Consider the following 22830-nt stretch of genomic DNA (forward strand, 5'->3'; position numbering starts at 1 on the left):
AGTTGATTCAGGCATCCTGCCAACTGCACCAGTGCCCTTCCCAATTACGGAAACGATAATGGCGCTGCCCGTCGTGCACTTCAAAATGGGGCAAGTCTTCAGGCTTTTCAAAGTCCAGCAACGGCACCGTAAACTTGCCTTGTGCGTGCGGCAGTACATATTCGGGCAGGGCAATGTTCGACACGCGCCGTTTGAGACGATCCATAATAGCGATCGCCTGGCTGATCGAGGCTTTATATTCGGACGCCCCCGGCGAAAACGGCATGAAGTGATACAAGTAATACGGTTTTACGCCCAGACGATAAAGATCAATAAAGAGTTTATGCAAGGTGGCTTCATCATCATTGACGCCGCGCAACAATGGCATGTTGGAGAACACTATCGGCACGGCACTCTGAATACGTTTAACCGCCGCCGCAAAATCAGTCGTCAGTTCAAGCGGGTGGCAAACGTGCACCCCAAATGCATTGACGTTGTACTTCTCGAGCATGGCCACCAATTCATCGGTTACCCGGAACGGGTTGAAACTCAACGCCCGTGAATGGATTCGAATCAGCAGGTCGTCGCGGATCGAACGCAACGCCGCGAGGTTTTCTTCCAGCCTGCGGTCGGCCAGCATCAACGGGTCACCGCCGCTGAGGATCACTTCTTCAATGGCCGGATTGCTGCGGATGTACGCCACCGAATCCTTGAATGAGTCGGTGCTGGCGTTGGGCTTGTCCGTGCCGACCTGCAAGGTGCGCAGTGCCTCAAAGCAGAACTGGCAATAGGCATTGCAGGTGTTGGTCATGCGCAGGATCACGCGGTTGTCGTACTTGTGCTGGCAGATGGGCGTTTTCATCTCATGCCCGAGTTCCCAGTTCTCCGACGTCCCGTCGTAATCGCCCGCCACCTGCTCGCTCCAGTACGGCACTACCTGGCGCCACAGCGGATGGTCGGTTATCGGGCCGCTGGTGAGTGAGCGCTTGATCAGGTCAATGTAATAAGGCGTGATCTGCATTTTGCGGTCTTGCAAGTTGTGCTCGATATGCGCCGTTATTTCCTCACTCCACCCGCCGCAGGCAATGCGCAAGGCCGGTTCATCGCGCAGGGCGTTCTTTTGCTGCCAGCGCCAATCTTGCCATTGCACCGAGCGATGGGTGGCCTGATCAAAAATCGACATGAGTATGTACTCTCTGTGTTTTAACTTATGTTAAGGGCAGATAAATGCCTGCCATTCCTGGACCGGAACAACATTACTATCTGCAACAAAGACAATCGTTTACAGGCGCGCGCGCGCAATCAGGTTATTAACGTGATCACCGACACCCAAGAGACATAACCACTCACTAACTCAACGGTCATAGTATTAACTTCCCTTTCTTATAATGTGCTGACTTTCCAAGCCAGCCCCCACTTAAGCCGATGGTCTGCGGGGTGTCAACCCAATACCCTTGTGGGTTTTCCGGGATTATTCTTTCAACTGGCCACACCCCCCGCAATAATGGGCGAAGCCGGCATTTAATGACTGTTATTTGAAAAGTAAATAGCACACAAAAACGCCCTCTTATTAAAGAGGGCGCTGTGTTGGCTACTTATATAACTACGTGTTTATCAACTGAGCCAAGGGTTGGCAGCCAAATGCTCGCGTTCAAATGCTTTGATGTGTTCACTGCGCTGCAACGTGCTGCCAATGGCATCCAGGCCCAGCAGCAGTGCGGTCTTGCGCAAGGTGTCGATCTGGAACGCAATGACCTGGCCATCCGCCAGACGAATCTGCTGAGCCTCCAGGTCGACACTGATCTGCGCCTGGTCCGCCTGGCTGACAGCCTGTGCGAGTGTGTGCAGCAGCGCTTCGTCCAGGGTGATCAGCAACACTCCATTGCGCTGGCAGTTGTCATAAAAGATCCCGGCAAAACTGCTGCCGATCAGCGCGCGAATGCCCATTTGTTTCAAGCCCCACACCGCGTGCTCGCGGCTGGACCCGCAGCCGAAGTTGGGCCCGACGACCATGAAGCATGCGCCCTGCCAGCCCGGCTGGTTCAACACGAACGCCGGGTTGGGCTCGCCGGACGCCAGAAAGCGCAGATCGAAGAACAGCCCCCGGTCCAGGCCGCTGCGGTCGATGCCTTTGAGAAACTGTTTGGGCATGATCACGTCGGTGTCGATATTGGCCGCCAGCATCGGCACGGCCTTGCCGGTGACCACAGTAAAAGGTTGCAGGCTCATGCACGGTCTCCAAAGTGGCGAATATCAGTGAGGCGGCCGGTGATCGCGGCAGCGGCGACCATTGCCGGGCTCATCAGGTGCGTGCGCGCGCCAGCGCCCTGGCGACCTTCAAAGTTGCGGTTGGTGCTGGAGGCACAGCGGTCGCCGGGGGCCAGCACATCGTCGTTCATCGCCAGACACATCGAGCAGCCGGACTGGCGCCATTCGAAGCCGGCGTCGATAAAGATCGCCGCCAACCCTTCGGCCTCGGCCTGGTCGCGCACCTCGGTGGAGCCGGGCACGATCATCGCCCGTACGTGCTCGGCCACGTGTTTGCCGCGCACCACGCTGGCGGCGTCGCGCAGGTCTTCGATGCGGGCATTGGTGCAGGAGCCGATAAACGCATGGCTGATGACGATGTCGCTCAGCGGCATGCCGGCTTCCAGGCCCATGTAGTTGAGGGCACGGCGCATGTCCTGGCGCAGGATCAGGTCGCTGACGTCCTGCGGGTCGGGCACGCGGGCGCCAATCGGCGCAGCCTGGTCTGGGCTGGTGCCCCAGGTGACCATGGGTTCCAGGGTGCGGGCATCCAGGTGCACTTCCTGGTCGAACACGGCGTCGGCGTCCGAATGCAATTGGCGCCAGCCCACCAGCGCCTGCTCCCATAACTCGCCCTTGGGCGCACGGGGCTTGCCCTTGAGGTAGCTGAAGACTTTTTCGTCCGGCGCCATGAAGGCGCCGCGCGCGCCGGCTTCGACCGCCATGTTGCAGACGGTCATGCGTGCCTCGACGCTCAACGCGTCGATGGTGGAACCGCGAAATTCGATGGCGTAGCCGGTGGCACCGGATGCGCCGATCTTGCCGATCAAGGCCATGATGACGTCCTTGGACGTGAGGCCTGGCGCCAGGTCGCCTTCAACCGTCACGCGCATGCTTTTCAGGCGTTTGTAGACCAGCGTCTGCGAGGCCAGAAGGTGCTCGATTTCCGAAGTGCCGATGCCAAAACCGAACGCGCCGAGCGCACCGTAGGTGGTGGTGTGGCTGTCGCCGGCGGCGATCACCATGCCCGGCAGGATGAAGCCCTGCTCTGGGGCAATCACGTGCTCGATGCCTTGGCGTTTGTCGAGGATATCCAGCAGCTCGATGCCGAAATCGCGGCAGTTTTCGGCCAGGTACGAAACTTGCCGCGCCCCGCCGGCGTCGGGCATCGCCGCGATGCGCTTGGGCGTGGTGGGGTTTACATGGTCGACCACCGCCAGCGCCGTGCCGGGGCGCCACACCTCACGCCCGGCATCGCGCAGGCCGCTGAAGGCCTGGGGGCTGGTGTATTCGTTGATCACCTGGCGGTCTATGTAAAGCAGGACATGGCCCTGGTCATCCAGGGGGCACACCGTGTGGGAATCGATGTGTTTGTCGTAGAGGGTTCTGGCAGTCATTTTTCTCAGGGCTCACGTTTCTGGAGGCGGGCTCAACGGTATAAATCCATCCTACGCAGCCCTTGGGCCCTATCAATGGCGACCGGGTGATGGCTTGGAACATGTTTCGTGTTCGATGAAGGCCCTGTCAGCGCTTTGAATGGAAACCTGAAACATTTTCTTTCATATCCGGGTTAGGGATTTCCAGACCTCATCCGTCTTAACTTAGATACAGCCCGACGCGTCAGCAAAAGCTACGACCGGCCTTTTCCGGGCCTCCTTCGCCCCTCTCCGATCAAGACCCGCATTCACATGTCGAAGAAGTCACGCTCAAAACTCTGGTTTCTCGTACACAGCTGGCTGGCATTGCCCATCTGGTTTTTTGTACTGATCGTCTGCGTCACCGGCACCCTGGCGGTGGTCAGCCAGGAAATCGTCTGGCTGGCCAACCCGGATATCCGCGCGAGCAAGCCGTCGGATGATGCCCAAATGCTGAGCTTTGACCAGGTGATCGCCGCCATCAAGCGCGAAGAACCCCAGGTAATCGTGCAATCGATCATCCGTCCGGACGAAACGCACTTTGCGCTGAGTGTCGACCTCAGCTACCCGGACGGGCGTTCCGTGGAGGTCTACGTCAACCCGTACACCGGGGCGATCCAAGGCATCAGCCCGTCGTTCGATTTCAAGCAATTTACCCGCGCTCTGCATGGCTGGTGGCTCGTACCGTTCACCAACGGCTTCAGCTGGGGCTGGTACCTGGTCTCGGCGCTCGGCCTGCCGTTGCTGGCGTCGCTGGTAACCGGGCTGGTCGTCTACAAACGCTTCTGGAAAGGGTTTCTGCGCCCTACCCTGCGCATCCGCCACGGCGCGCGAATCTTCTGGGGCGACTTCCATCGCCTCAGCGGTATCTGGTCGATCTGGTTTATCGCGGTGATTTCCATCACCGGCACCTGGTTCTTGATCCAGGCGATTTTGGGCGACAACCAGATTTCCATCTCCAGCGAACCGATCGTCCCAGTGATTGCCCGCGAGAAAGTGCCGATGTCGGCGCCCGGCGTGCCGGCACCGATGATCGCGCTGGACGAAGCCATCGAAATCGCCACCCAACGCATTCCCGGGCTGGACGCCACATTCGTGTTCCTGCCGCTCAACGCCTACAGCCACCTGCAAATCGGCGGGCGCGGCTGGTACCCGTTGATGTTCCAGACCGCTCAACTCAACCCCTACAGCGGTGAAATCGCGGTGTCGCACCTGCTCTCCGATCGCTCGACGCTGGAGTTCGTCACCGAATCCATGCGCCCGCTGCACACCGGCGACTTTGGCGGGCTGTGGATCAAGCTGATCTGGGCGTTTTTCGGCCTGGTGCTGAGCATGATGGTGTTGAGCGGCCTGCTGATCTGGACCAAACGCACCGCGCTGGCGACCCTCAATGCGCTCAAGCGCGAAGCCAAGACCCAACGGGCGCCTGCTGCCGCTGCAGCCCTGCAGGCTGAAACCTCGGAGGCCAAATAATGAGCAAGGTCAGTGCTGCAACACCGCCTTCGCCGCTGCGCGCCTTTTGGCTGAAATGGCGGTTCCATATCAACATCCTGCTGTTGCTGGTGCCGCTGGGGTTCATGCCCAAGTACTTTGCCGATGCCGCGTTGTTTCGCGGCGACACCGGCATTGGTGAGCGAGTGGTCGGTGACGTGCAGGTCGGGCCTTGGAGCCTGAAACTCGCCGAATTCCGCAATGAAGGCCCGCGCCCGGACCCGGCCGGCCCGATGAAATTTTTCAATGCCGCCCTGTGCGACACCTGCGCCGAGCAGGTCAAGGCCACTTACCTGCGTATCGGCAAGCCGCGCAGCCTGCGCGCCGCCGGAGTGATCTTCTTCGGCACGCCGTACCGCATGGGCGCCGCCCTGCCGGTGCCGGAACGCACGCCGGCCGACGCCGAACTGTGGATCACCATGGAAGGCTGGGACGGCACGATGCACCAGGGTTCCATTCCGCTGAGCCAGGCCTCGACTGCCACTATTGCCTGGCTGAACAAGCAAGGAGTCAAACCATGACGTTGATGCGCCTGACCCGCGCCGGTGCAGCGCTGTTGCTGTGCGCCGGCTTCAGTACCACCGCCTTCGCCCACAACCCGATGTGCGAATGCAAGGAAATCCCCGGCGAGCAGATCCAGTGCACCGGCGGTTTCTCCGACGGCAGCGGCGCCCCGGGCGTGACCCTGGACGTGATCGGCTACGACGAAACCATCCTGCTGCCCGGCAAGCTCGGCCAGGACTCGACGCTGACCTTCAAGAAGCCCTCGGCCGAGTTCTATGTGCTGTTTGATGCCGGCCCCGGTCACGTGGTGGAAATCGACCAAGCGGATATCCAACCTCAATGAGCACCACACAGGTTGTACGCCCCGCCGGTGCCGGCCACGAAACCCTCTACGTGCTATTGCTGTGCCTGATCATCCTGGCGGTGGCAGGCTCAGTGATCGCCCTGCACGGTGAAACCCAGGAAGTTGCAGCGCTGCCCAGCCACCAGCTGGATGCACGCCGCGACCTCAGTGCCTCCGAGCAAGGCATCTACGCCGACCTGCGGGTGACCCTGGATGAAATCCAGTTGCTGCAACAGGAGCAAGGCGCCCTGCCGACGCCTGAACAATTGGCCGAAGAAGGGTTTGCGCCGTTTGCTCAGGACGCCAGTTCGGTCAGCCGTGGCGACCATCGCTGGCAATTGCTGGAGCCTTCGGCCTACTTGGGCGTGAGCCAGACGCCAAGCACCAGCGGCTCGCTGCTTATGCGCGTGCACGGCACCGAGCCGGATATCTGGCTCAACCGCCAGGCCAACCTCGCCGCCCCTTCCGACCTCTCTGACCAGGCGCTGATCGCGGCCGGCTGGCAGCAGGTGGTCGCGCAATTCGATGCCGGCGTCACGCGCCAGCACCGTCACTGACCCGAGAAGACCGAGTGCCCATGTCTATTTCATCTCCCCTGTTGCGCCTGTTGCTGGTCAGCCTGTTCAGCTTGCTGCTGGCGCCTTTGGCGAACGCCGAGGCGGCCAAACGCCTGCGCATCGGCATCACCCTGCACCCTTATTACAGCTACGTGACCAACATCGTCGGCGACAAGGCCGAGGTGGTGCCGTTGATTCCGGCCGGTTTCAACCCGCATGCCTACGAGCCGCGCGCCGAAGACATCAAGCGCATCGGCACCCTCGACGTGATCGTGCTCAACGGCGTCGGCCATGACGATTTCGCCGACCGCATGATCGCCACCAGCGAGCGCCCGGACATCCCGGTGATCGAGGCCAACGCCAACGTGCCACTGCTGGCTGCCACCGGCAATGCCGCGCGCGGTGCAGGCAAGGTGGTCAACCCGCACACCTTCCTGTCGATCAGCGCATCCATTGCCCAGGTCAACAACATCGCCCGCGAGCTGGGCAAACTCGACCCGGACAACGCCAGGGCTTACACCCAGAACGCCCGCGCCTACGGCAAGCGCCTGCGCCAGATGCGCGCCGACGCCCTGGCCAAGCTGACCAGCGCGCCCAACCCCGACCTGCGCGTGGCCACCGTGCATGCGGCCTACGACTACCTGCTGCGCGAATTCGGCCTGGAAGTCACGGCTGTGGTCGAGCCCGCCCACGGCATCGAACCAAGCCCCAGCCAGTTGAAAAAGACCATCGACGAACTGCGCGCGCTGGATGTGAAGGTGATCTTCTCGGAGATGGATTTCCCGTCCACCTATGTCGAGACCATCCAGCGCGAATCCGGCGTGAAACTTTACCCGCTGTCGCATATTTCCTATGGCCAATACACGCCTGAGAAGTACGAAGTGGAAATGACCGGCAACCTCAACACCGTGGTGCGGGCGATTCAGGAGTCCGGGGCATGACGGCGGCGGAACAACTGAAGGTGGCCAGCATTGGCCCGACAATCGAGTTCGACTCGGTGTCGCTGACCCTGGGCCGCACGACCATTCTTGACGGTGTGAGCTTCCAGGTAGAACCGGGCAGCATCCATGCTTTGGTGGGCCCGAACGGCGGCGGTAAAAGCTCGCTGATCAAGACCCTGCTGGGGCAAATGCCGCACCAGGGCCACTTGCGCCTGCACTGGCAGGCCACGCCCGGCACCATCGGGTATGTCCCCCAGGCGCTGGAGTTCGACCGTGGTTTGCCGATGACCGTCGACGATTTCATGGCCGCCATGTGTCAACGGCGCCCGGCGTTTCTCGGCCTGTCCAGGCACTACGCCGGGGCAATCGGCGAGGCACTGGAGCGGGTGGGCATGCAGGACAAACGTAAACGCCGCATGGGCGCGTTGTCGGGTGGTGAGCGTCAGCGTGTGTTGCTGGCCCAGGGCCTGATTCCGGCTCCGCACCTGCTGGTGCTGGATGAACCGATGTCGGCGCTCGATGAAGCCGGCATCCAGGTTTTCGAACGCCTGCTGAATGACTGGCGCCTGGCCGGAATCACCGTGCTGTGGATCGAGCACGACCTCGAAGCCGTGGGCCGCCTGGCCGACCGTGTGACTGGCCTGAACCGTCGCGTGCTGTTCGACGCCGCGCCGAAAGCGGCACTGACGCCCGATCGCCTGCTGACCCTGTTCTCCACTCACCCCCGGAGCCCGGCACCATGAGTTATGAAGCGTTTCGTCTGATGGTCCAGGGCTGGGCCTCTTCCGGCTATCTGCCGCAAGCGCTGGCCTATGGGTTTGTGGTCAATGCCTTGCTCGCCGGCTTGCTGATCGGCCCGGTACTGGGTGGCCTGGGCACGCTGGTGGTGGTCAAGCGTTTTGCGTTTTTCTCCGAAGCGGTCGGGCATGCCGCGCTGACCGGCGTAGCCGTGGGCATTTTGCTCGGTGAGCCCTACACCGGGCCGTATGGCGCACTGTTCGGCTACTGCCTGCTGTTCGGCATCCTGCTCAATTACCTGCGCAACCGCACCGGCCTGGCGCCGGACACCTTGATCGGCGTGTTCCTCTCCGTGTCGCTGGCGTTGGGCGCGAGCCTGTTGCTGATTCTGGCGGGCAAGATCAACGTGCACATTCTGGAAAACGTGCTGTTTGGTTCGGTGCTGACGGTCAACGGCAATGATTTGCTGGTACTGGCCGTGGTGGGTTCGCTGGTGATGGCGCTGGCGTTGCCGCTGTACAACCGCATCATGCTGGCCAGCTTCAACCCGCAACTGGCTGCCGTGCGCGGCGTGGCGGTGAAGACCCTGGACTACCTGTTCGTGATTCTGGTGACGCTGATCACCGTGGCGGCGGTCAAGGTCATCGGCGCGATCCTGGTGGGCGCCCTGCTGGTGATTCCAGCCGCGGCGGCGCGCCTGCTGAGCCAGTCGCTCAAAGGTTTTTTCTGGGTGTCGGTCGTGATCGCCACCGTGAGCACGCTGTGCGGCATCTTGCTGCCGATCATCTTCGACCTGCCTATCCCGTCCGGCGCCGCGATCATTCTGGTCGCCGGTATCGCTTTCGCCTTCGCCGCCATCGCGCGCGGCACCGTGCCCAGCCTCAAAGGGAATCTTGGATAATGCGCCCTTTTTTTCGCCCACTGACCTTGGCCATCGCTTGTTTGGTCGGCACTTCGGCGCTGGCCGCCGTCGATGGTTTTAATCCCAACGACTTCAAAGTCAACCAAGGTCTCGGCCATGCCGCCCTGACCAAAGCAAAGAAGCCGGTCAAAGTCCTGGCCTCGTTGCCCATCACTTACGGCTTGGCCGAGGTGCTGCTCAAAGGCACCGGGGTGAAACTGGAACGCGCCGCCCCCGCCAATTTGCCCGGCTCGCGGCAAGTGTCTTATTTCACCGGCCGTGGCGCACCCGCGTTGAACAGCCTGGCACTGGACGCCGACGCCGCCATCGGCCTGCGCTCGTTGTGGTCGGATGACCCGCTGTATCCGGTGGCGCGGCGCAGCAATATCCGCATCGTCGAAATCGACGCTGCGCGCCCGGTGGACGGCGGCCTGCCGGGCATTGCCGTGCAACCAGGCAGCACCGACGGGCTGAACAGCCAGCCCTGGCAGTCAAGCAACAATATGGGGCGCATGGCCGATGTGATGGCCGCCGACCTGAGCCGGCTGGCGCCGAATGCCAAACCGACGATTGATGCCAACCTCGCCGCCCTCAAGCAACGCCTGCTCAAACTCAACGCCGACAGCGAAGCGCGACTGGCGCAGGCCGATAACCTGAGCGTGGTCAGCCTGAGCGATCACTTTGCGTACCTGGTCAGCAGTTTGAACCTGGAAGTGGTCAGCACCGATGCACGGCCGGACGCGGACTGGACACCCGAAGCGCTACAGGGGTTAACCGCCAGTTTGAAAGACAGCGACGTGGCCGTGGTGCTGCACCATCGTCAACCGAGCGAAGCGGTGAAAGCAGCAGTGACGGCATCCGGTGCGCAGCTATTGGTGTTGAACGTCGACGGTACCGACCCGGTGGCGGAGTTGGAAGGCAACGTGGATCAGGTGATCAAGACACTGATGCCTGACTGACAGCGGGCATGTTGTGGCGAGCATGCTTGTGTGGCGAGCGGGCTTGCCCCGCGTTGGGCTGCGAAGCAGCCCCAATAAAGCCACCGCGTTCCTTTCAGACAAATCCCCGTCGCAGCCCAACGCAGGGCAAGCCTGCTCGCCACACCCAACCCACCAGCCACCAAGTCACACCACATCCCCCCCACATGAATCGCATCATGCCGCCCAAGACGCTGATGCCGGACTGACCGCGCGCGTGTTGTGGCGAGCGGGCTTGCCCCGCGTTGGGCTGCGGAGCAGCCCCAATAAAGCCACCGCGTTCCTTTCAGACAAATCCCCGTCGCAGCCTGTGGGCCTGCTTCGCAGCCCAACGCAGGGCAAGCCTGCTCGCCACACCCAACCTGCCAGCCACCGGGTTACACCACATCCACGCCCACATGAATCGCATCATGGCGCCAGAACTCCAGGTCGCAGTCGATCAACCGCTGGTGCTGGTCATAGTTGACCCGAGCAATGCGCAACCCCGGGCTGCCCACCGACACGCGCAACGCGGCGGCGGCTTCCACCGGCAGTGACGTCGGCACGATTTCAAAGCGCACACGGCCATAGTGCAGGTCGTACTTGCGCGCATACAGTTCGGTCATCGACTGATTCAGATCACACGCCAGAATCCCCGGAAAATACTGCGGGTTCAGGTAGTGCTCCACATACAACACCAGGCGCCCATCAATCCGCCGGCCTCGGCAGATCTGGATCACACTCGACAGCGCCGGCAACTGCAACCACGCACACACCGCCGCCGACGCCGGTTGCAGCCGCGCAGAAATCACTTCGGTGGACGCCACCCGGCCCTGATCCCCAACCATCGCGTGGAAGTGGCTGCGTTGCATCAGGTTGTAGGCCAGCCGTGGCGGCGAGACAAACCAGCCACGGCGCTCCTCACGGTAAATCTGCCCTTGGGCTTCCAGCTGTAACAAGGCTTCCCGCACGGTAATGCGAGTGGTACCAAACAACTCGCTGAGCTTGCGCTCGGCGGGCAATTTACTCGCAGGCGGCAACAGGCCGTGGTCGATCTGCTCTTGCAGCGCCAGGCCGATGGATGTCACCGCCTTGATTGCCTCATCACGCATCAACGTTACCTATCTGGACTAGACCAGCACCGTTCAGGTGCACATACCGCTCCGTAAATGGGCTTTTGCTTCTGCTTGCCAGCCTAGGCATTACAGATGACCGACAGATGACAGTCCCTGTCCGCGCCCTGCACCACACCCTGCAATACATCGGCCAAGTCCAGGTCCTGCGGGCACTTGAGCATGGTCTACGCTAAGCCTGCACTGCGCGATAAAAGCGATTTAAAAACGACATCGACATGAAACTGTCATGCACCGAGCCTAGATTGGCTCAGGTATTGCTCTGACCTAGACCAACACCACCGCAAACGTTCATAAAAACGCCGCGTTGAAAACGCCCAAAGGAGCTTCGGATGAAAAAGCTTTTCCTGGCATCACTGTTAGGCTCGACCATTGCCATGTGCACCGCCGCCATGGCTGCTGATACCGATCTAAAGACTCTGGAAGCTGCCGCGAAAGCCGAAGGCGCCGTCAACAGCGTCGGCATGCCCGATGACTGGGCCAACTGGAAAGGCACTTGGGAAGACCTGGCCAAGACCTACGGCCTCAAGCACATCGACACCGACATGAGCTCGGCCCAGGAAATCGCCAAGTTCGCCGCCGAGAAAGACAACGCCAGCGCCGATATCGGTGACGTCGGCGCCGCCTTCGGCCCGATTGCGGTGAAACAGGGCGTGGCCCAACCGTACAAGCCGAGCACCTGGGCGCAAGTGCCGGACTGGGCAAAAGATAAAGACGGCAACTGGGCCCTGGCCTACACCGGCACCATCGCCTTTATCGTCAATAAAAAGCTGCTGCACGGCTCCGAAGCTCCAACAAGCTGGGCTGACTTGAAAACCGGCAAATACAAGGTTTCCATCGGTGACGTGAGCACCGCCGCCCAGGCCGCCAACGGCGTGCTCGCGGCAGCCCTGGCCAACGGTGGCGACGAGAAGAACATCCAGCCTGCGCTGCTGATGTTTGCCGACATCGCCAAGCAAGGCCGCCTGTCGCTGGCCAACCCGACCATCGCCACCATGGAAAAAGGCGAAGTCGAAGTGGGCGTGGTTTGGGACTTCAACGGCCTGAGCTACAAAGCCAAGATGGCCAACCCGGATGACTACGTGGTGCTGATCCCATCGGACGGCTCGGTGATTTCCGGCTACACCACCATCATCAACAAATACGCCAAGCACCCGAACGCCGCCAAGCTGACCCGTGAGTACATCTTCAGCGACGCCGGCCAGACCAACCTGGCGCGCGGCAACGCCCGTCCGATCCGTGCCGAGCACTTGACCTTGCCGGCTGACGTGCAGGCCAAGCTGCTGCCGAACGAGCAATACAAGAAAGTCACGCCGATCAAGGATGCCGATGCTTGGGAGAAGACCTCCAAGGCACTGCCGCAGAAGTGGCAGGAAGAAGTCATCATTAATATGCAGTAAGGCTTCAACCCGCATTGGCTCTCCACTGGAGATCCAATGTGGAAGCGGGCTTGTGTGGGAGCGTGCTTGCTCGCGAAAGCGGTGGTTCAGTGAAAGAAGTGCTGCCTGACACACTGCTTTCGCGAGCAAGCCCGCTCCCACATTTTTACCCGGTTCCTCCAAGAAAACCGAGCCAAGATTAATCCGTCGCGGAGCCCCAGCCCCTATGAAGCACAACGTCATCCTTGTGGTGCTCGACGGCCTGAACTACGAGGTTGCCCGACATGCCATGGGGCATCTCCAGGCCTATATCGGCGCAGGACGCGCAGCGCTTTACAAACTGGACTGTGAACTGCCGGCCCTGTCCCGGCCGTTGTATGAATGCATCCTCACCGGCGTGCCACCGATCGACAGCGGCATCGTCCACAACCATGTCTCGCGCCTGTCCAACCAGCGCAGCATTTTCCATTACGCCACCGACGCCGGCCTCACCACAGCGGCGGCGGCTTACCACTGGGTCAGCGAGTTGTATAACCGCACGCCCTTTATTGCCGCGCGTGATCGCCATACCGACGACACGGCGCTGGCGATCCAGCACGGGCATTTCTACTGGAATGACCACTACCCGGATTCGCACCTGTTCGCCGACGCCGAAAGCCTGCGCCGCAAACACGCGCCGAACTTCCTCGTGGTGCACCCGATGAACATCGATGACGCCGGCCACAAGCATGGCCTCGATACCTCGCAATACCGCAACAGCGCACGCTCGGCCGACATCATCCTCGCCAATTACCTGCAAGGCTGGCTCGACGCCGGCTACCAGGTGCTGGTGACCGCCGACCACGGCATGAACAACGATCGCTCGCACAACGGCCTGCTGCCCGAGGAGCGTGAAGTGCCGCTGTTCGTGCTGGGCTCGGCCTTCAACTTCGACCCTGCCGCTACCCCCAAGCAAACCGAACTGTGCGGCACTGTCTGCGAACTGCTCGGTGTGCCCCACGACAAACCTGTATGCCGGGAGCTGTTGAAGTGAATTCCCTAACCCGTGGCAAATGGCTGGCGATCCTGTGCCTGGTGCCCTTTGCGCTGTTCTTTATCGTGTTTGAAATCGCCCCGCTGGTGTGGGTGTTGATCAACAGCCTGCAATCGGAAGAGTCCGGCTGGGGCGTGGCCAACTTCATCAAGATCTTCAGTTCGAAGTTCTACCTGCAGGCCATCCAATACAGCCTGGAGATCAGCTTCTACTCCAGCGTGTTCGGCATCATCATCTCGGTGCTCGGCAGCTATTCGTTGCGCCGCGTCGACGGGCCGTTGCGCAATTTCGTCACCGCCTTCGCCAACATGACCAGCAACTTTGCCGGCGTGCCGCTGGCCTTCGCCTTCATCATCCTGCTGGGCTTCAACGGCAGCATCACGATCATGCTCAAGCAGGCCGGGATCATTCAGGACTTCAACCTGTATTCCAAAACCGGCCTGATCATTCTGTACACCTATTTTCAGATTCCATTGGGCGTGCTGCTGCTCTACCCGGCCTTCGATGCGTTGCGTGAAGACTGGCGCGAGTCGGCCTCGCTGCTGGGCGCCAGCGGCTGGCAGTTCTGGCGGCACATCGGCTTGCCGGTGCTGACCCCTGCGCTGCTCGGCACTTTCGTGATCCTGCTGGCCAATGCGCTCGGCGCCTATGCCACGGTGTACGCGCTGACCACCGGCAACTTCAACGTGCTGCCGATTCGCATTGCGGCGATGGTCTCCGGTGATATTTCCCTGGACCCGAACATGGCCAGTGCCCTGGCCGTGGTGCTGGTGGCGCTGATGACCGTGGTCACCGTGGTTCATCAACTGCTGCTCAAGAGGAGCTACCATGTCTCGCGCTGAAGCCGGCTCGGCCTCCCTCTACCATCGCGTAGTGGTGTACCTGTTGTTTGCGATTTTGGTGTTGCCGCTGGTGGGCACCTTTGTCTACTCCATTGCCAGCAGTTGGTCAGCGACGATCCTGCCCGCCGGCTTCACGGTGAAATGGTATGTGCAACTGTGGAGCGACCCACGCTTTCTGGCCGCCTTTGGCCAATCGCTGCTGGTGTGCGTGGGTGCGCTGATCCTGTCGGTGGTGCTGATTCTGCCGCTGCTGTTCGTGGTGCATTACCACTTCCCTCGGCTCGATGCGCTGATGAACATCCTCATTCTGCTGCCCTTCGCGGTGCCGCCGGTGGTGTCGTCGGTGGGCCTGCTGCAACTCTACGGTTCCGGGCCGCTGGCGATGGTGGGCACACCGTGGATTTTGATCGGCTGCTACTTCACCGTGGCCCTGCCGTTCATGTACCGCGCGATCACCAACAACCTGCAAGCGATCAACCTGCGCGACTTGATGGACGCCTCGCAATTGCTCGGCGCGAGCACTTGGCAGGCGGCAATCCTGGTGGTGCTGCCGAACCTGCGCAAGGGCTTGATGGTGGCGCTGCTGCTGTCGTTCTCGTTCCTGTTCGGTGAGTTCGTGTTCGCCAACATCCTGGTGGGCACCCGCTACGAAACCCTGCAGGTGTACCTCAACAACATGCGCAACAGCAGCGGCCACTTCACCAGTGCTGTCGTCATTTCCTATTTCTTCTTTGTGCTGGTGCTGACCTGGGCCGCCAATATCTTGAACAAGGACAAAAGCCAATGAGCTTCGTCAGCGTCCAACACCTGCAAAAAGGCTACGCCGGCACCCCGGTGTTCAGTGACATCAACTGCGAGATCGCCAAGGGCGAATTCGTCACCCTGCTCGGCCCGTCCGGTTGCGGCAAGTCGACTTTGCTGCGTTGCATCGCCGGCCTCACGTCGGTAGACAGTGGCAAAATTCTGCTGGATGGCCAGGACATCGTTCCCCTCAGCCCGCAGAAACGCCACATCGGCATGGTGTTCCAAAGCTATGCGCTGTTCCCCAACATGACCGTGGAGCAGAACGTTGCCTTCGGCCTGCGCATGCAAAAGGTCAACGCCGACGACAGCCACAAGCGCGTGCAGGAAGTGCTGCAACTGGTGGAGCTCAAGGAGCTCGCCGGCCGCTACCCGCATCAGATGTCCGGTGGCCAGTGCCAGCGCGTGGCCCTCGCCCGCTCGCTGGTGACCCGCCCACGCCTGTTGCTGCTCGATGAGCCCCTGTCGGCGCTGGACGCGCGGATCCGCAAGCACCTGCGCGAGCAGATCCGGCAGATTCAGCGCGAATTGGGGCTGACCACGATTTTCGTCACCCATGATCAGGAAGAGGCCCTGACCATGTCCGACCGCATCTTCCTGATGAACCAGGGCAAGATCGTGCAGAGCGGCGATGCCGAAACGCTCTACACCGCGCCGGTGGATGTGTTCGCCGCCGGTTTCATCGGCAACTACAACCTGCTCGACGCCGACAAGGCCAGCCAATTGCTGCAGCGCCCGATCAGTGGGCGCATTGCGATTCGCCCGGAGGCCATCGAACTGAGCCGCAGCGGCGAACTGGACGCTCTGGTGCGCAGCCACAGCCTGCTGGGCAACGTGATTCGCTACCGCATCGAGGCGCGCGGCGTGGAATTGGTGGTGGATGTGCTCAACCGTTCCGCCGACGACCTGCACCCGGATGGCCAGCGCCTGGCACTTTCCATCGACCCCAGTGCGTTGTGTGAAGTAGCCTGACGCCACGATTTATTTCAGAGAGCATGACGGATGGCATTGGTAATTTTTGATTTGGACGACACCTTGATCCACGGCGACTGCGCCACGCTGTGGAGCGAGCAGATGGGCCGCCTGGGCTGGGTCGACCCTGAGTCATTCATGCGCAAGAACAACGAACTGATGGACGCCTACGGCCAGGGCAAGCTGCGCATGGAAGACTTCATGGACTTCAGCCTGGAGCCAATGATCGGCCGCACGCCGGAAGAGATCGAGCACCTGGTAGAGCCATGGGTCGAGGACGTCATCGAGCCGCTGATCTACAGCGACGCCACCAAGACCATCGCCCGCCACCGCGCGAATGGCGACCGGATTCTGGTGATTTCCGCGTCGGGCACTCACTTGGTCAAACCCATTGCGGCACGTATCGGTATTGATGAAGTGCTGGGCATCGACCTGGATGTCAGCCATGGCGTGTACAGCGGCCATACCGTGGGCGTGCTGACGTACCGTGAAGGCAAGATCACGCGGTTGCTGGAATGGCTGGAGCAGGAAGGCGAGACATTGGACGGCGCGTATTTCTACTCGGATTCACGCAATGATTTGCCGTTGCTGCTGAAAGTGGATCACCCGCAGGTGGTGAATCCGGATCCGGTGTTGCGTGAGCATGCAGAAAAGGCCGGTTGGCCGATTCATCACTGGGTGTGACTCTATTTAATTGAAATGCAATCAACGGTGGGAGCTGGCTTGCCTGCGATAGCGGTGTACCAGATGAAACATTCTTCACTGAGGCACCGCTATCGCAGGCAAGCCAGCTCCCACACTCACTGCATTTCAACTTGAGATCAGGCCAACGTCTCGTCAATCACCAACACCAATTTCCCCGAAATCTGATTGCTCGCCAACTCAGCAAACGCCGCCTCGGCATCCTTGATCGGGAAGGTCTTGGCCAGTTGCGGGCTCAAGCGTCCCTCGGCAAACAGCGGCCATACATGCTGGCTCAAATCGCTGAACAAATCTGCCTTGAACTGATCGCTGCGGCTGCGCAGAGTCGAGCCGAGCAACTGAATGCGCTTGCCCAGCACCTGCGCCAGGTCGAGCTGCGCATCGCGCCCGCCCATCAAGCCGATCAATACCCAACGGCCGTCCAGGGCCAGCAGCTTGAGGTCCAGCGCGGCGTAGTTGCCACCCACCGGGTCGAGGATCACATCGAACGGCCCGAAATCGCTTAGCCCTTCAATGCCGTCAGTACGTACCACGCCGCCCTGGGCACCGAGTGCTTCGCAGTACGCCAGGCGCTGCGCCGAGCCGACGCTGACCCAGCACGGGCTTCCAAACGCTTTGCACAGCTGGATCGCCGCCGAGCCCACGCCACTGGCGCCGGCATGCAGCAAGACTTTTTCGCCGGGCTTGAGGCCCGCCAGCTGGAACAGATTCAGCCACGCGGTGCTGTACACCTCAGGCAATGCCGCCGCTTCGGTCAGCGACAAGCCTTCCGGCACCGGCAGGACGTGGCGCGCATCCACCACCACTTCTTCGGCCATGCCGCCCCCGGCGAGCAATGCGCAAACGCGGTCACCGACCTGCCAGGACGACCCCGGCCCGACCTCACTGATGACCCCGGAGCACTCAAGACCCAGCACGTGGCTGGCACCAGGCGGCGGCGGATAGAGCCCGGCGCGCTGTAATAAATCGGCGCGATTAAGGCCCGCAGCCGCCACACGAATGCGAACTTGGCCTACATCGCAGATAGGGCTGGGTTCTGTCAGCCACTCCACATGACCTTCAACGCCTTGCAATGCTTTCACAGTGCCTCCATAGTGAGTCTGGACTGAGCCCGTAGCTGTAGCGCCGGGCTTTTTGCATTATGCGACCGGATCATATGGAACCGGCTCCCTCAAAGACGGCCTAATATGCGTTATCAATTGCCCCCGCGTCGAATCAGCATGAAGCATCTGTTCCCCAGCACCGCCCTCGCTTTTTTCATTGGTCTCGGCTTCGCGTCGATGTCGACCAATACGTTCGCAGCCAACAGCTGGGACAACCTTCAGCCTGATCGCGATGAGGTGATTGCAAGCCTTAACGTCGTCGAGTTGCTCAAGCGTCATCACTACAGCAAGCCGCCGCTGGACGACGCGCGCTCGGTGATCATCTACGACAGCTACCTCAAGCTGCTGGATCCGTCGCGCAGCTACTTCCTGGCCAGCGATATCGCTGAGTTCGACAAGTGGAAGACCCAGTTCGACGACTTCCTCAAAAGCGGCGACCTGCAGCCCGGCTTCACCATCTACAAGCGTTACCTGGACCGCGTAAAAGCGCGTCTGGACTTCGCCCTGGCTGAGCTGGACAAAGGCGTCGACAAGCTCGACTTCACCCAGAAGGAAACCCTTCTGGTGGATCGCAAGGACGCGCCTTGGCTGACCAGCAGCGCCGCCCTTGACGACCTGTGGCGCAAACGCGTCAAGGACGAAGTGCTGCGCTTGAAGATCGCCGGCAAAGAGCCCAAGGCCATTCAAGAGCTGTTGACCAAGCGCTACAAGAATCAGCTGGCACGTCTGGACCAGACCCGTGCCGAAGATATCTTCCAGGCCTACATCAACACCTTCGCAATGTCCTACGACCCGCACACCAATTATCTGTCGCCAGATAACGCGGAAAACTTTGATATCAACATGAGTCTGTCGCTGGAGGGCATCGGTGCCGTCCTGCAAAGCGACAATGACCAGGTCAAAATCGTGCGTCTGGTGCCGGCAGGTCCGGCAGACAAGACCAAGCAGGTTGCTCCGGCCGACAAGATCATCGGCGTGGCCCAGGCCGACAAAGAGATGGTCGACGTGGTCGGCTGGCGTCTGGACGAAGTGGTCAAGCTGATCCGCGGGCCGAAAGGCAGCGTGGTGCGCCTGGAAGTGATTCCGCACACCAATGCGCCGAACGACCAGACCAGCAAGATCGTGTCCATCACCCGTGAAGCGGTGAAGCTTGAAGACCAGGCCGTGCAGAAGCAGATCCTGAACCTCAAGCAGGATGGCAAGGATTACAAGCTCGGCGTGATTGTGATCCCGGCCTTCTACCTGGACTTCAAAGCGTTCCGTGCCGGTGATCCGGACTACAAGTCCACCACCCGCGACGTGAAGAAAATCCTGACCGAGCTGCAGAAGGACAAAGTCGACGGCGTAGTGATCGATCTGCGCAACAACGGCGGCGGTTCCCTGCAGGAAGCCACCGAGCTGACCAGCCTGTTTATCGACAAAGGCCCGACCGTGTTGGTACGCAACGCTGACGGCCGTGTCGACGTGCTTGAAGACGAGAACCCAGGTGCCTTCTACAAAGGGCCGATGGCGCTGCTGGTCAACCGCCTCTCGGCTTCGGCCTCGGAGATTTTCGCCGGTGCGATGCAGGACTACCACCGTGCGCTGATCATCGGCGGCCAGACCTTCGGTAAAGGCACCGTGCAGACCATTCAGCCGCTCAACCATGGCGAACTGAAACTGACCCTGGCCAAGTTCTACCGGGTTTCCGGGCAGAGCACCCAGCATCAGGGCGTGCTGCCGGATGTCGACTTCCCGTCGATCATCGACACCAAGGAAATCGGCGAGAGCGCCCTGCCTGAAGCCATGCCGTGGGACACCATCCGCCCTGCGATCAAGCCGGCGTCGGACCCGTTCAAACCGTTCCTGACGCAGTTGAAGGCTGACCATGACGCGCGCTCCGCCAAGGATGCCGAGTTTGTGTTCATCCGCGACAAACTGGCCCTGGCCAAGAAGCTGATGGAAGAGAAAACCGTCAGCCTCAACGAAGCCGATCGCCGTGCGCAGCACACCAGCATCGAAAATCAGCAACTGGTATTGGAAAACGCCCGCCGCAAGGCCAAAGGCGAAGACCCGCTCAAGGAACTGAAGAAAGAAGATGAAGATGCGCTGCCGACCGAGCCGGAAAAAACCAAGCCGGAAGACGACGCCTACCTGTCTGAAACAGGCCGGATTCTGCTCGACTACCTGAAGATCAGCAAGCAGGTGGCCAAGCAGTAAATGATGGCAGTTTAATGTGAATGCTCCTCGGAGTGTCATCATATAGACATCATTCTGTCGTGAAATGAAGGACCGCAGGCGCCAAGCCCGCGGTCCTTTTTTTTCGATCGAGATCGCCATGACCATGACCGAACAGCTGAATGCATTGGGCTCTATCCTGGCTCAAGGCAGTTTGCACAGCCTGTTCCAACCGATCATTTGCCTGTCCGAACGGCGCATCCTCGGCTACGAAGCCCTCAGCCGTGGCCCCTCCAATAGCCCATTGCACTCCCCGGTCGCGCTGTTTTCCGTGGCCAGGCATATCGGGCGCCTCAGTGAACTGGAGATGGCCTGCCGCGAAAGCGCGTGTCGACGGTTCAGCGAACAGAAACTGCCAGGCAAGCTGTTCCTGAATATCTCGCCGGAATCCTTGATGGAGACCGCGCATCAACCGGGGCGCACCTTGCAACTGCTGCGCGACGTCGGCATTCCCCCAAGCCAAGTGGTGATCGAACTCACCGAGCAGACCCCTACCGACGACTTCGATCTGCTGCAAACCGCACTGCACCATTACCGCGACATGGGCTTCGCCATCGCCCTGGATGACCTGGGCGCCGGCTATTCCAGCCTGCGGTTGTGGTCGGAGCTGCGCCCGGACTACGTGAAGATTGACCGGCATTTTATCGACGGCATCCATCAGGACGCGCTCAAGCGTGAGTTCGTCGGCTCCATCCTGCAAATCGCCAGGGCGTCGCGGGCACAGGTCATTGCCGAAGGTATTGAGTTACCCGAAGAATTGGCGGTGTTGACCGAGATGGGCGTGGACCTGGTCCAGGGCTACCTGCTCTGCCGCCCGCAGGAACAGCCGCCCCAGGAAGCACGCCTGATGCTGCCCAAGCAGGACAACGCCAACCTCGCCCTGAGCGAAGAAGGCAGCGACCTCAGTGCCCTGCTGAACGAGCAACCGGCGGTGGATCAGGACACGGCCACCGCCCAGGTGCTGGAGTCGTTCCGCCGTCAGGCCAATCTCAATTCGCTGGCGGTACTGGACGGGCGTGGCCACCCGGTCGGCATCGTGCACCGGCATTCGTTATCGGACGCACTGCTCAAGCCCTTCGCCACCGATCTGTTCGCACGCAAGCCCATCAGCCGTTTGATGAGCGATGACTTTTTGGCGGTTGAGTTGAGCCAATCGCTGCAGCAAGTCAGCCGCCTGCTGACCAGCCGCGCACGGCAACGGATTGAAGAGGATTTCATCATCACGCTCAATGGCGATTACCTGGGCCTGGGGCGGGTGATCGATGTGCTCAAGCTGATCACCGAGCTGAAGATCCAGCAGGCGCGTTACGCCAACCCGCTGACGCTGCTGCCGGGCAACGTGCCGATCCAGCAATGCCTGACGCGGCTGTTGCAGCAACAAAGAGAGTCAGTGATCTGCTACGTGGATATCGACAGCTTCAAGCCGTTCAACGATATCTACGGCTACGGGCGCGGGGATGAGGTCTTGCTCTGCCTGGCGCAATGCCTCAACGACCGGGTTGACCCCAGCCGCGACTTTGTCGGGCATATCGGCGGCGATGATTTTTTGCTGGTGCTGGGCCCACAGGATTGGCGCAAGCGTCTCAACCAGTTGCTGGATGATTTTCACACCCAGTGCCGACGCTTCTACCGCGCTGAACACCTCGACGCCGGCTGCTTTGTGGCATTGAACCGCCAGGGCGCGCGTCAGGAATTCGCCTTGCTGTCGCTGTCGATCGGCGTGGTTCACTTATATCCACAGGCCTGTGGGCAACTCGATGCCAGCCAGTTGGCGGAGCTGGCCTCGCAGGCCAAGCACCACGCCAAGGATGTGGCGGGCTACAGCATTCATGTGATCGACAGCATGGACATGCTGGCCCAGGCGCTTTAAGCCTCGGCAGATTCCGGGTAATCGTATTCGAACACGCGCACCACTTCCGAGGCGTGCCAGGAGGCGGCGGCCACGCCATCGGACGGCCCGCTGAAACGCCCCAGGCGCTCCACGCATTCGAAGAAACCGGTACGCGGCAGGCGGCTGGCACCCTGGCTGATCACCAGTGAGCTGCGCAACGGCTGCTCAGCCTTGGCGTCCAGCGCGGCCAGGTGCTCCAGGGCGGCGGCCAGGGTCTGCATGGCCGGCGTGGGAAATTGCAGACGCTCCAGCAGCGCGCGGTAGGTCAGCAGGTGGCGCTGGCGGCGCGCCTGATCCAGTTCGTTGAGTAGTCCATCCCAGTGTTGACGGCTGATACGTAGGCTCAAGATTCATCCCTCCAACCTGCAACGCCCAATTCCCAGGCCAGGCTGCGGCGAATGGCGGCATCCGGCTGGCGTTCACCACTTTCAATCAATCCGAGATACGAGGGGCTGATACCCACGGTGCGGGCCAGGGTTTCGATGGCCAGTCCCCGGGTTTCACGCAGGCCGCGCAGGTCCGCGAGCGGGCGCAAAGCCTGATCGGGAGCGACCTGAGCGTCAGAAGAAGGAGGGAGTGCTGGTTGTTGCTGACCGGCGGCTTTTAGTAGCGCCTGGTACTGGTCCCATGGCAACACCGCGTACTCGGGTTCGCCATTGCGTGAAATTATCTGAATATCCATGAC

At 60.9% G+C, this 22830-nt stretch carries 23 protein-coding genes; 16 read left to right on the forward strand and 7 right to left on the reverse strand.

Features of this window, described 5'->3' with window-relative positions; all coding sequences use genetic code 11:
- Positions 1-7: 7 nt before the first annotated feature.
- The 3 genes from ACP7B3_RS12555 to leuC form a co-directional block, all read right to left on the reverse strand.
- Entirely contained in the window at positions 8-1162 is a 1155-nt protein-coding gene (locus ACP7B3_RS12555) for a KamA family radical SAM protein (protein WP_426178966.1), read from the reverse strand.
- A 431-nt stretch (positions 1163-1593) separates the two neighbouring features.
- The gene (leuD, locus tag ACP7B3_RS12560; protein ID WP_426178968.1) at positions 1594-2208 is read right to left on the reverse strand and encodes a 3-isopropylmalate dehydratase small subunit; all 615 of its coding nucleotides are present in this window, start codon (positions 2206-2208) and stop codon (positions 1594-1596) included.
- Positions 2205-3623 carry a 3-isopropylmalate dehydratase large subunit gene (leuC, locus tag ACP7B3_RS12565; RefSeq protein ID WP_426178970.1) on the reverse strand — a complete coding sequence of 473 codons (1419 nt, stop codon included), beginning with the start codon at positions 3621-3623 and terminating at the stop codon, positions 2205-2207. Before leuC ends, leuD begins: the two co-directional genes overlap by 4 nt.
- A 291-nt stretch (positions 3624-3914) precedes the next feature.
- Between leuC and ACP7B3_RS12570 the strand changes: the two genes are divergently transcribed.
- The 8 genes from ACP7B3_RS12570 to ACP7B3_RS12605 are packed head-to-tail and all read left to right on the forward strand — an operon-like array spanning position 3915 to position 10075.
- Entirely contained in the window at positions 3915-5114 is a 1200-nt protein-coding gene (locus tag ACP7B3_RS12570) for a PepSY-associated TM helix domain-containing protein (protein WP_404487499.1), read from the forward strand.
- Positions 5114-5653 carry a thiamine pyrophosphate-binding protein gene (locus tag ACP7B3_RS12575; RefSeq protein WP_426178973.1) on the forward strand — a complete coding sequence of 180 codons (540 nt, stop codon included), beginning with the start codon at positions 5114-5116 and terminating at the stop codon, positions 5651-5653. The genes ACP7B3_RS12570 and ACP7B3_RS12575 overlap by 1 nt, the downstream gene beginning before the upstream one ends.
- Positions 5650-5979 carry a hypothetical protein gene (locus tag ACP7B3_RS12580; protein WP_426178975.1) on the forward strand — a complete coding sequence of 110 codons (330 nt, stop codon included), beginning with the start codon at positions 5650-5652 and terminating at the stop codon, positions 5977-5979. Before ACP7B3_RS12575 ends, ACP7B3_RS12580 begins: the two co-directional genes overlap by 4 nt.
- Complete coding sequence (locus ACP7B3_RS12585; RefSeq protein ID WP_426178977.1) at positions 5976-6536, forward strand: DUF6162 family protein; 561 nt, start codon at positions 5976-5978, stop codon at positions 6534-6536. The genes ACP7B3_RS12580 and ACP7B3_RS12585 overlap by 4 nt, the downstream gene beginning before the upstream one ends.
- Before the next feature lie 20 nt (positions 6537-6556).
- Positions 6557-7477 (forward strand): metal ABC transporter substrate-binding protein, encoded by a 921-nt coding sequence (locus ACP7B3_RS12590; RefSeq protein WP_262206510.1) that lies wholly within the window; start codon positions 6557-6559, stop codon positions 7475-7477.
- The gene (locus tag ACP7B3_RS12595; RefSeq protein ID WP_145165949.1) at positions 7474-8220 is read left to right on the forward strand and encodes a metal ABC transporter ATP-binding protein; all 747 of its coding nucleotides are present in this window, start codon (positions 7474-7476) and stop codon (positions 8218-8220) included. The genes ACP7B3_RS12590 and ACP7B3_RS12595 overlap by 4 nt, the downstream gene beginning before the upstream one ends.
- Positions 8217-9116: a metal ABC transporter permease gene (locus tag ACP7B3_RS12600; protein WP_242193598.1), complete on the forward strand. Its 900-nt coding sequence runs from the start codon at positions 8217-8219 to the stop codon at positions 9114-9116. Before ACP7B3_RS12595 ends, ACP7B3_RS12600 begins: the two co-directional genes overlap by 4 nt.
- The gene (locus ACP7B3_RS12605; protein ID WP_416364020.1) at positions 9116-10075 is read left to right on the forward strand and encodes a metal ABC transporter solute-binding protein, Zn/Mn family; all 960 of its coding nucleotides are present in this window, start codon (positions 9116-9118) and stop codon (positions 10073-10075) included. The genes ACP7B3_RS12600 and ACP7B3_RS12605 overlap by 1 nt, the downstream gene beginning before the upstream one ends.
- 395 nt (positions 10076-10470) lie before the next feature.
- Here the strand turns inward: ACP7B3_RS12605 and ACP7B3_RS12610 are convergent, their stop codons facing one another.
- On the reverse strand, positions 10471-11184 hold the full coding sequence (locus ACP7B3_RS12610) for a UTRA domain-containing protein (protein WP_145165952.1): 714 nt from the start codon (positions 11182-11184) through the stop codon (positions 10471-10473).
- A 353-nt stretch (positions 11185-11537) separates the two neighbouring features.
- Here ACP7B3_RS12610 and ACP7B3_RS12615 point away from each other — a divergent pair, with 353 nt between their 5' ends.
- The 6 genes from ACP7B3_RS12615 to ACP7B3_RS12640 all read left to right on the forward strand — a co-directional run bounded on the left by ACP7B3_RS12615 (position 11538) and on the right by ACP7B3_RS12640 (position 16916).
- On the forward strand, positions 11538-12605 hold the full coding sequence (locus ACP7B3_RS12615; RefSeq protein WP_106580571.1) for an ABC transporter substrate-binding protein: 1068 nt from the start codon (positions 11538-11540) through the stop codon (positions 12603-12605).
- Positions 12606-12810: 205 nt separating this feature from the next.
- On the forward strand, positions 12811-13617 hold the full coding sequence (locus ACP7B3_RS12620; RefSeq protein ID WP_426178981.1) for an alkaline phosphatase family protein: 807 nt from the start codon (positions 12811-12813) through the stop codon (positions 13615-13617).
- Positions 13596-14459, forward strand: a complete 864-nt coding sequence (locus tag ACP7B3_RS12625) for an ABC transporter permease (RefSeq protein WP_277933486.1) — start codon at positions 13596-13598, stop codon at positions 14457-14459. The genes ACP7B3_RS12620 and ACP7B3_RS12625 overlap by 22 nt, the downstream gene beginning before the upstream one ends.
- On the forward strand, positions 14446-15246 hold the full coding sequence (locus tag ACP7B3_RS12630) for an ABC transporter permease (RefSeq protein ID WP_106580568.1): 801 nt from the start codon (positions 14446-14448) through the stop codon (positions 15244-15246). The genes ACP7B3_RS12625 and ACP7B3_RS12630 overlap by 14 nt, the downstream gene beginning before the upstream one ends.
- Positions 15243-16232, forward strand: a complete 990-nt coding sequence (locus tag ACP7B3_RS12635; protein ID WP_010565203.1) for an ABC transporter ATP-binding protein — start codon at positions 15243-15245, stop codon at positions 16230-16232. The genes ACP7B3_RS12630 and ACP7B3_RS12635 overlap by 4 nt, the downstream gene beginning before the upstream one ends.
- A 30-nt stretch (positions 16233-16262) precedes the next feature.
- Complete coding sequence (locus ACP7B3_RS12640; RefSeq protein ID WP_426178984.1) at positions 16263-16916, forward strand: HAD family hydrolase; 654 nt, start codon at positions 16263-16265, stop codon at positions 16914-16916.
- A 137-nt stretch (positions 16917-17053) separates the two neighbouring features.
- On the opposite strand, the gene ACP7B3_RS12645 is transcribed toward ACP7B3_RS12640, so the two are convergent.
- The gene (locus ACP7B3_RS12645; protein ID WP_426178986.1) at positions 17054-18016 is read right to left on the reverse strand and encodes a zinc-binding dehydrogenase; all 963 of its coding nucleotides are present in this window, start codon (positions 18014-18016) and stop codon (positions 17054-17056) included.
- A gap of 138 nt (positions 18017-18154) precedes the next feature.
- Between ACP7B3_RS12645 and ACP7B3_RS12650 the strand changes: the two genes are divergently transcribed.
- Both ACP7B3_RS12650 and ACP7B3_RS12655 read left to right on the forward strand, forming a co-directional pair.
- Positions 18155-20236 carry a carboxy terminal-processing peptidase gene (locus ACP7B3_RS12650; protein ID WP_242193608.1) on the forward strand — a complete coding sequence of 694 codons (2082 nt, stop codon included), beginning with the start codon at positions 18155-18157 and terminating at the stop codon, positions 20234-20236.
- A gap of 118 nt (positions 20237-20354) precedes the next feature.
- Complete coding sequence (locus ACP7B3_RS12655) at positions 20355-22124, forward strand: bifunctional diguanylate cyclase/phosphodiesterase (RefSeq protein WP_242193609.1); 1770 nt, start codon at positions 20355-20357, stop codon at positions 22122-22124.
- On the opposite strand, the gene ACP7B3_RS12660 is transcribed toward ACP7B3_RS12655, so the two are convergent.
- Both ACP7B3_RS12660 and ACP7B3_RS12665 read right to left on the reverse strand, forming a co-directional pair.
- Positions 22121-22492: a hypothetical protein gene (locus ACP7B3_RS12660; RefSeq protein WP_010565198.1), complete on the reverse strand. Its 372-nt coding sequence runs from the start codon at positions 22490-22492 to the stop codon at positions 22121-22123. The two genes, ACP7B3_RS12655 and ACP7B3_RS12660, sit on opposite strands and share 4 nt — an antisense overlap.
- Positions 22489-22827, reverse strand: coding sequence for a helix-turn-helix domain-containing protein (locus ACP7B3_RS12665; protein ID WP_119735601.1), 339 nt, complete (start codon positions 22825-22827; stop codon positions 22489-22491). Before ACP7B3_RS12665 ends, ACP7B3_RS12660 begins: the two co-directional genes overlap by 4 nt.
- Between the last annotated feature and the right edge of the window lie 3 nt (positions 22828-22830).

It is taken from the genome of Pseudomonas sp. TWRC1-2, from assembly GCF_049896685.1.
Taxonomy (GTDB): domain Bacteria; phylum Pseudomonadota; class Gammaproteobacteria; order Pseudomonadales; family Pseudomonadaceae; genus Aquipseudomonas.

Excerpts from the sequence above, each read along its gene's own strand:
- ACP7B3_RS12615 (WP_106580571.1), top strand. The coding sequence starts at position 11,538 with ATGAAAAAGCTTTTCCTGGCATCACTGTTAGGCTCGACCATTGCCATG.
- ACP7B3_RS12630 (WP_106580568.1), top strand. The coding sequence starts at position 14,446 with ATGTCTCGCGCTGAAGCCGGCTCGGCCTCCCTCTACCATCGCGTAGTG.
- ACP7B3_RS12605 (WP_416364020.1), top strand. The coding sequence starts at position 9,116 with ATGCGCCCTTTTTTTCGCCCACTGACCTTGGCCATCGCTTGTTTGGTC.
- ACP7B3_RS12650 (WP_242193608.1), top strand. The coding sequence starts at position 18,155 with ATGAAGCATCTGTTCCCCAGCACCGCCCTCGCTTTTTTCATTGGTCTC.
- ACP7B3_RS12665 (WP_119735601.1), bottom strand. The coding sequence starts at position 22,827 with ATGGATATTCAGATAATTTCACGCAATGGCGAACCCGAGTACGCGGTG.
- ACP7B3_RS12580 (WP_426178975.1), top strand. The coding sequence starts at position 5,650 with ATGACGTTGATGCGCCTGACCCGCGCCGGTGCAGCGCTGTTGCTGTGC.
- ACP7B3_RS12555 (WP_426178966.1), bottom strand. The coding sequence starts at position 1,162 with ATGTCGATTTTTGATCAGGCCACCCATCGCTCGGTGCAATGGCAAGAT.
- ACP7B3_RS12610 (WP_145165952.1), bottom strand. The coding sequence starts at position 11,184 with ATGCGTGATGAGGCAATCAAGGCGGTGACATCCATCGGCCTGGCGCTG.
- ACP7B3_RS12595 (WP_145165949.1), top strand. The coding sequence starts at position 7,474 with ATGACGGCGGCGGAACAACTGAAGGTGGCCAGCATTGGCCCGACAATC.
- ACP7B3_RS12635 (WP_010565203.1), top strand. The coding sequence starts at position 15,243 with ATGAGCTTCGTCAGCGTCCAACACCTGCAAAAAGGCTACGCCGGCACC.
- ACP7B3_RS12625 (WP_277933486.1), top strand. The coding sequence starts at position 13,596 with ATGCCGGGAGCTGTTGAAGTGAATTCCCTAACCCGTGGCAAATGGCTG.
- leuC (WP_426178970.1), bottom strand. The coding sequence starts at position 3,623 with ATGACTGCCAGAACCCTCTACGACAAACACATCGATTCCCACACGGTG.
- leuD (WP_426178968.1), bottom strand. The coding sequence starts at position 2,208 with ATGAGCCTGCAACCTTTTACTGTGGTCACCGGCAAGGCCGTGCCGATG.
- ACP7B3_RS12600 (WP_242193598.1), top strand. The coding sequence starts at position 8,217 with ATGAGTTATGAAGCGTTTCGTCTGATGGTCCAGGGCTGGGCCTCTTCC.
- ACP7B3_RS12585 (WP_426178977.1), top strand. The coding sequence starts at position 5,976 with ATGAGCACCACACAGGTTGTACGCCCCGCCGGTGCCGGCCACGAAACC.
- ACP7B3_RS12575 (WP_426178973.1), top strand. The coding sequence starts at position 5,114 with ATGAGCAAGGTCAGTGCTGCAACACCGCCTTCGCCGCTGCGCGCCTTT.
- ACP7B3_RS12655 (WP_242193609.1), top strand. The coding sequence starts at position 20,355 with ATGACCATGACCGAACAGCTGAATGCATTGGGCTCTATCCTGGCTCAA.
- ACP7B3_RS12620 (WP_426178981.1), top strand. The coding sequence starts at position 12,811 with ATGAAGCACAACGTCATCCTTGTGGTGCTCGACGGCCTGAACTACGAG.
- ACP7B3_RS12590 (WP_262206510.1), top strand. The coding sequence starts at position 6,557 with ATGTCTATTTCATCTCCCCTGTTGCGCCTGTTGCTGGTCAGCCTGTTC.
- ACP7B3_RS12570 (WP_404487499.1), top strand. The coding sequence starts at position 3,915 with ATGTCGAAGAAGTCACGCTCAAAACTCTGGTTTCTCGTACACAGCTGG.
- ACP7B3_RS12640 (WP_426178984.1), top strand. The coding sequence starts at position 16,263 with ATGGCATTGGTAATTTTTGATTTGGACGACACCTTGATCCACGGCGAC.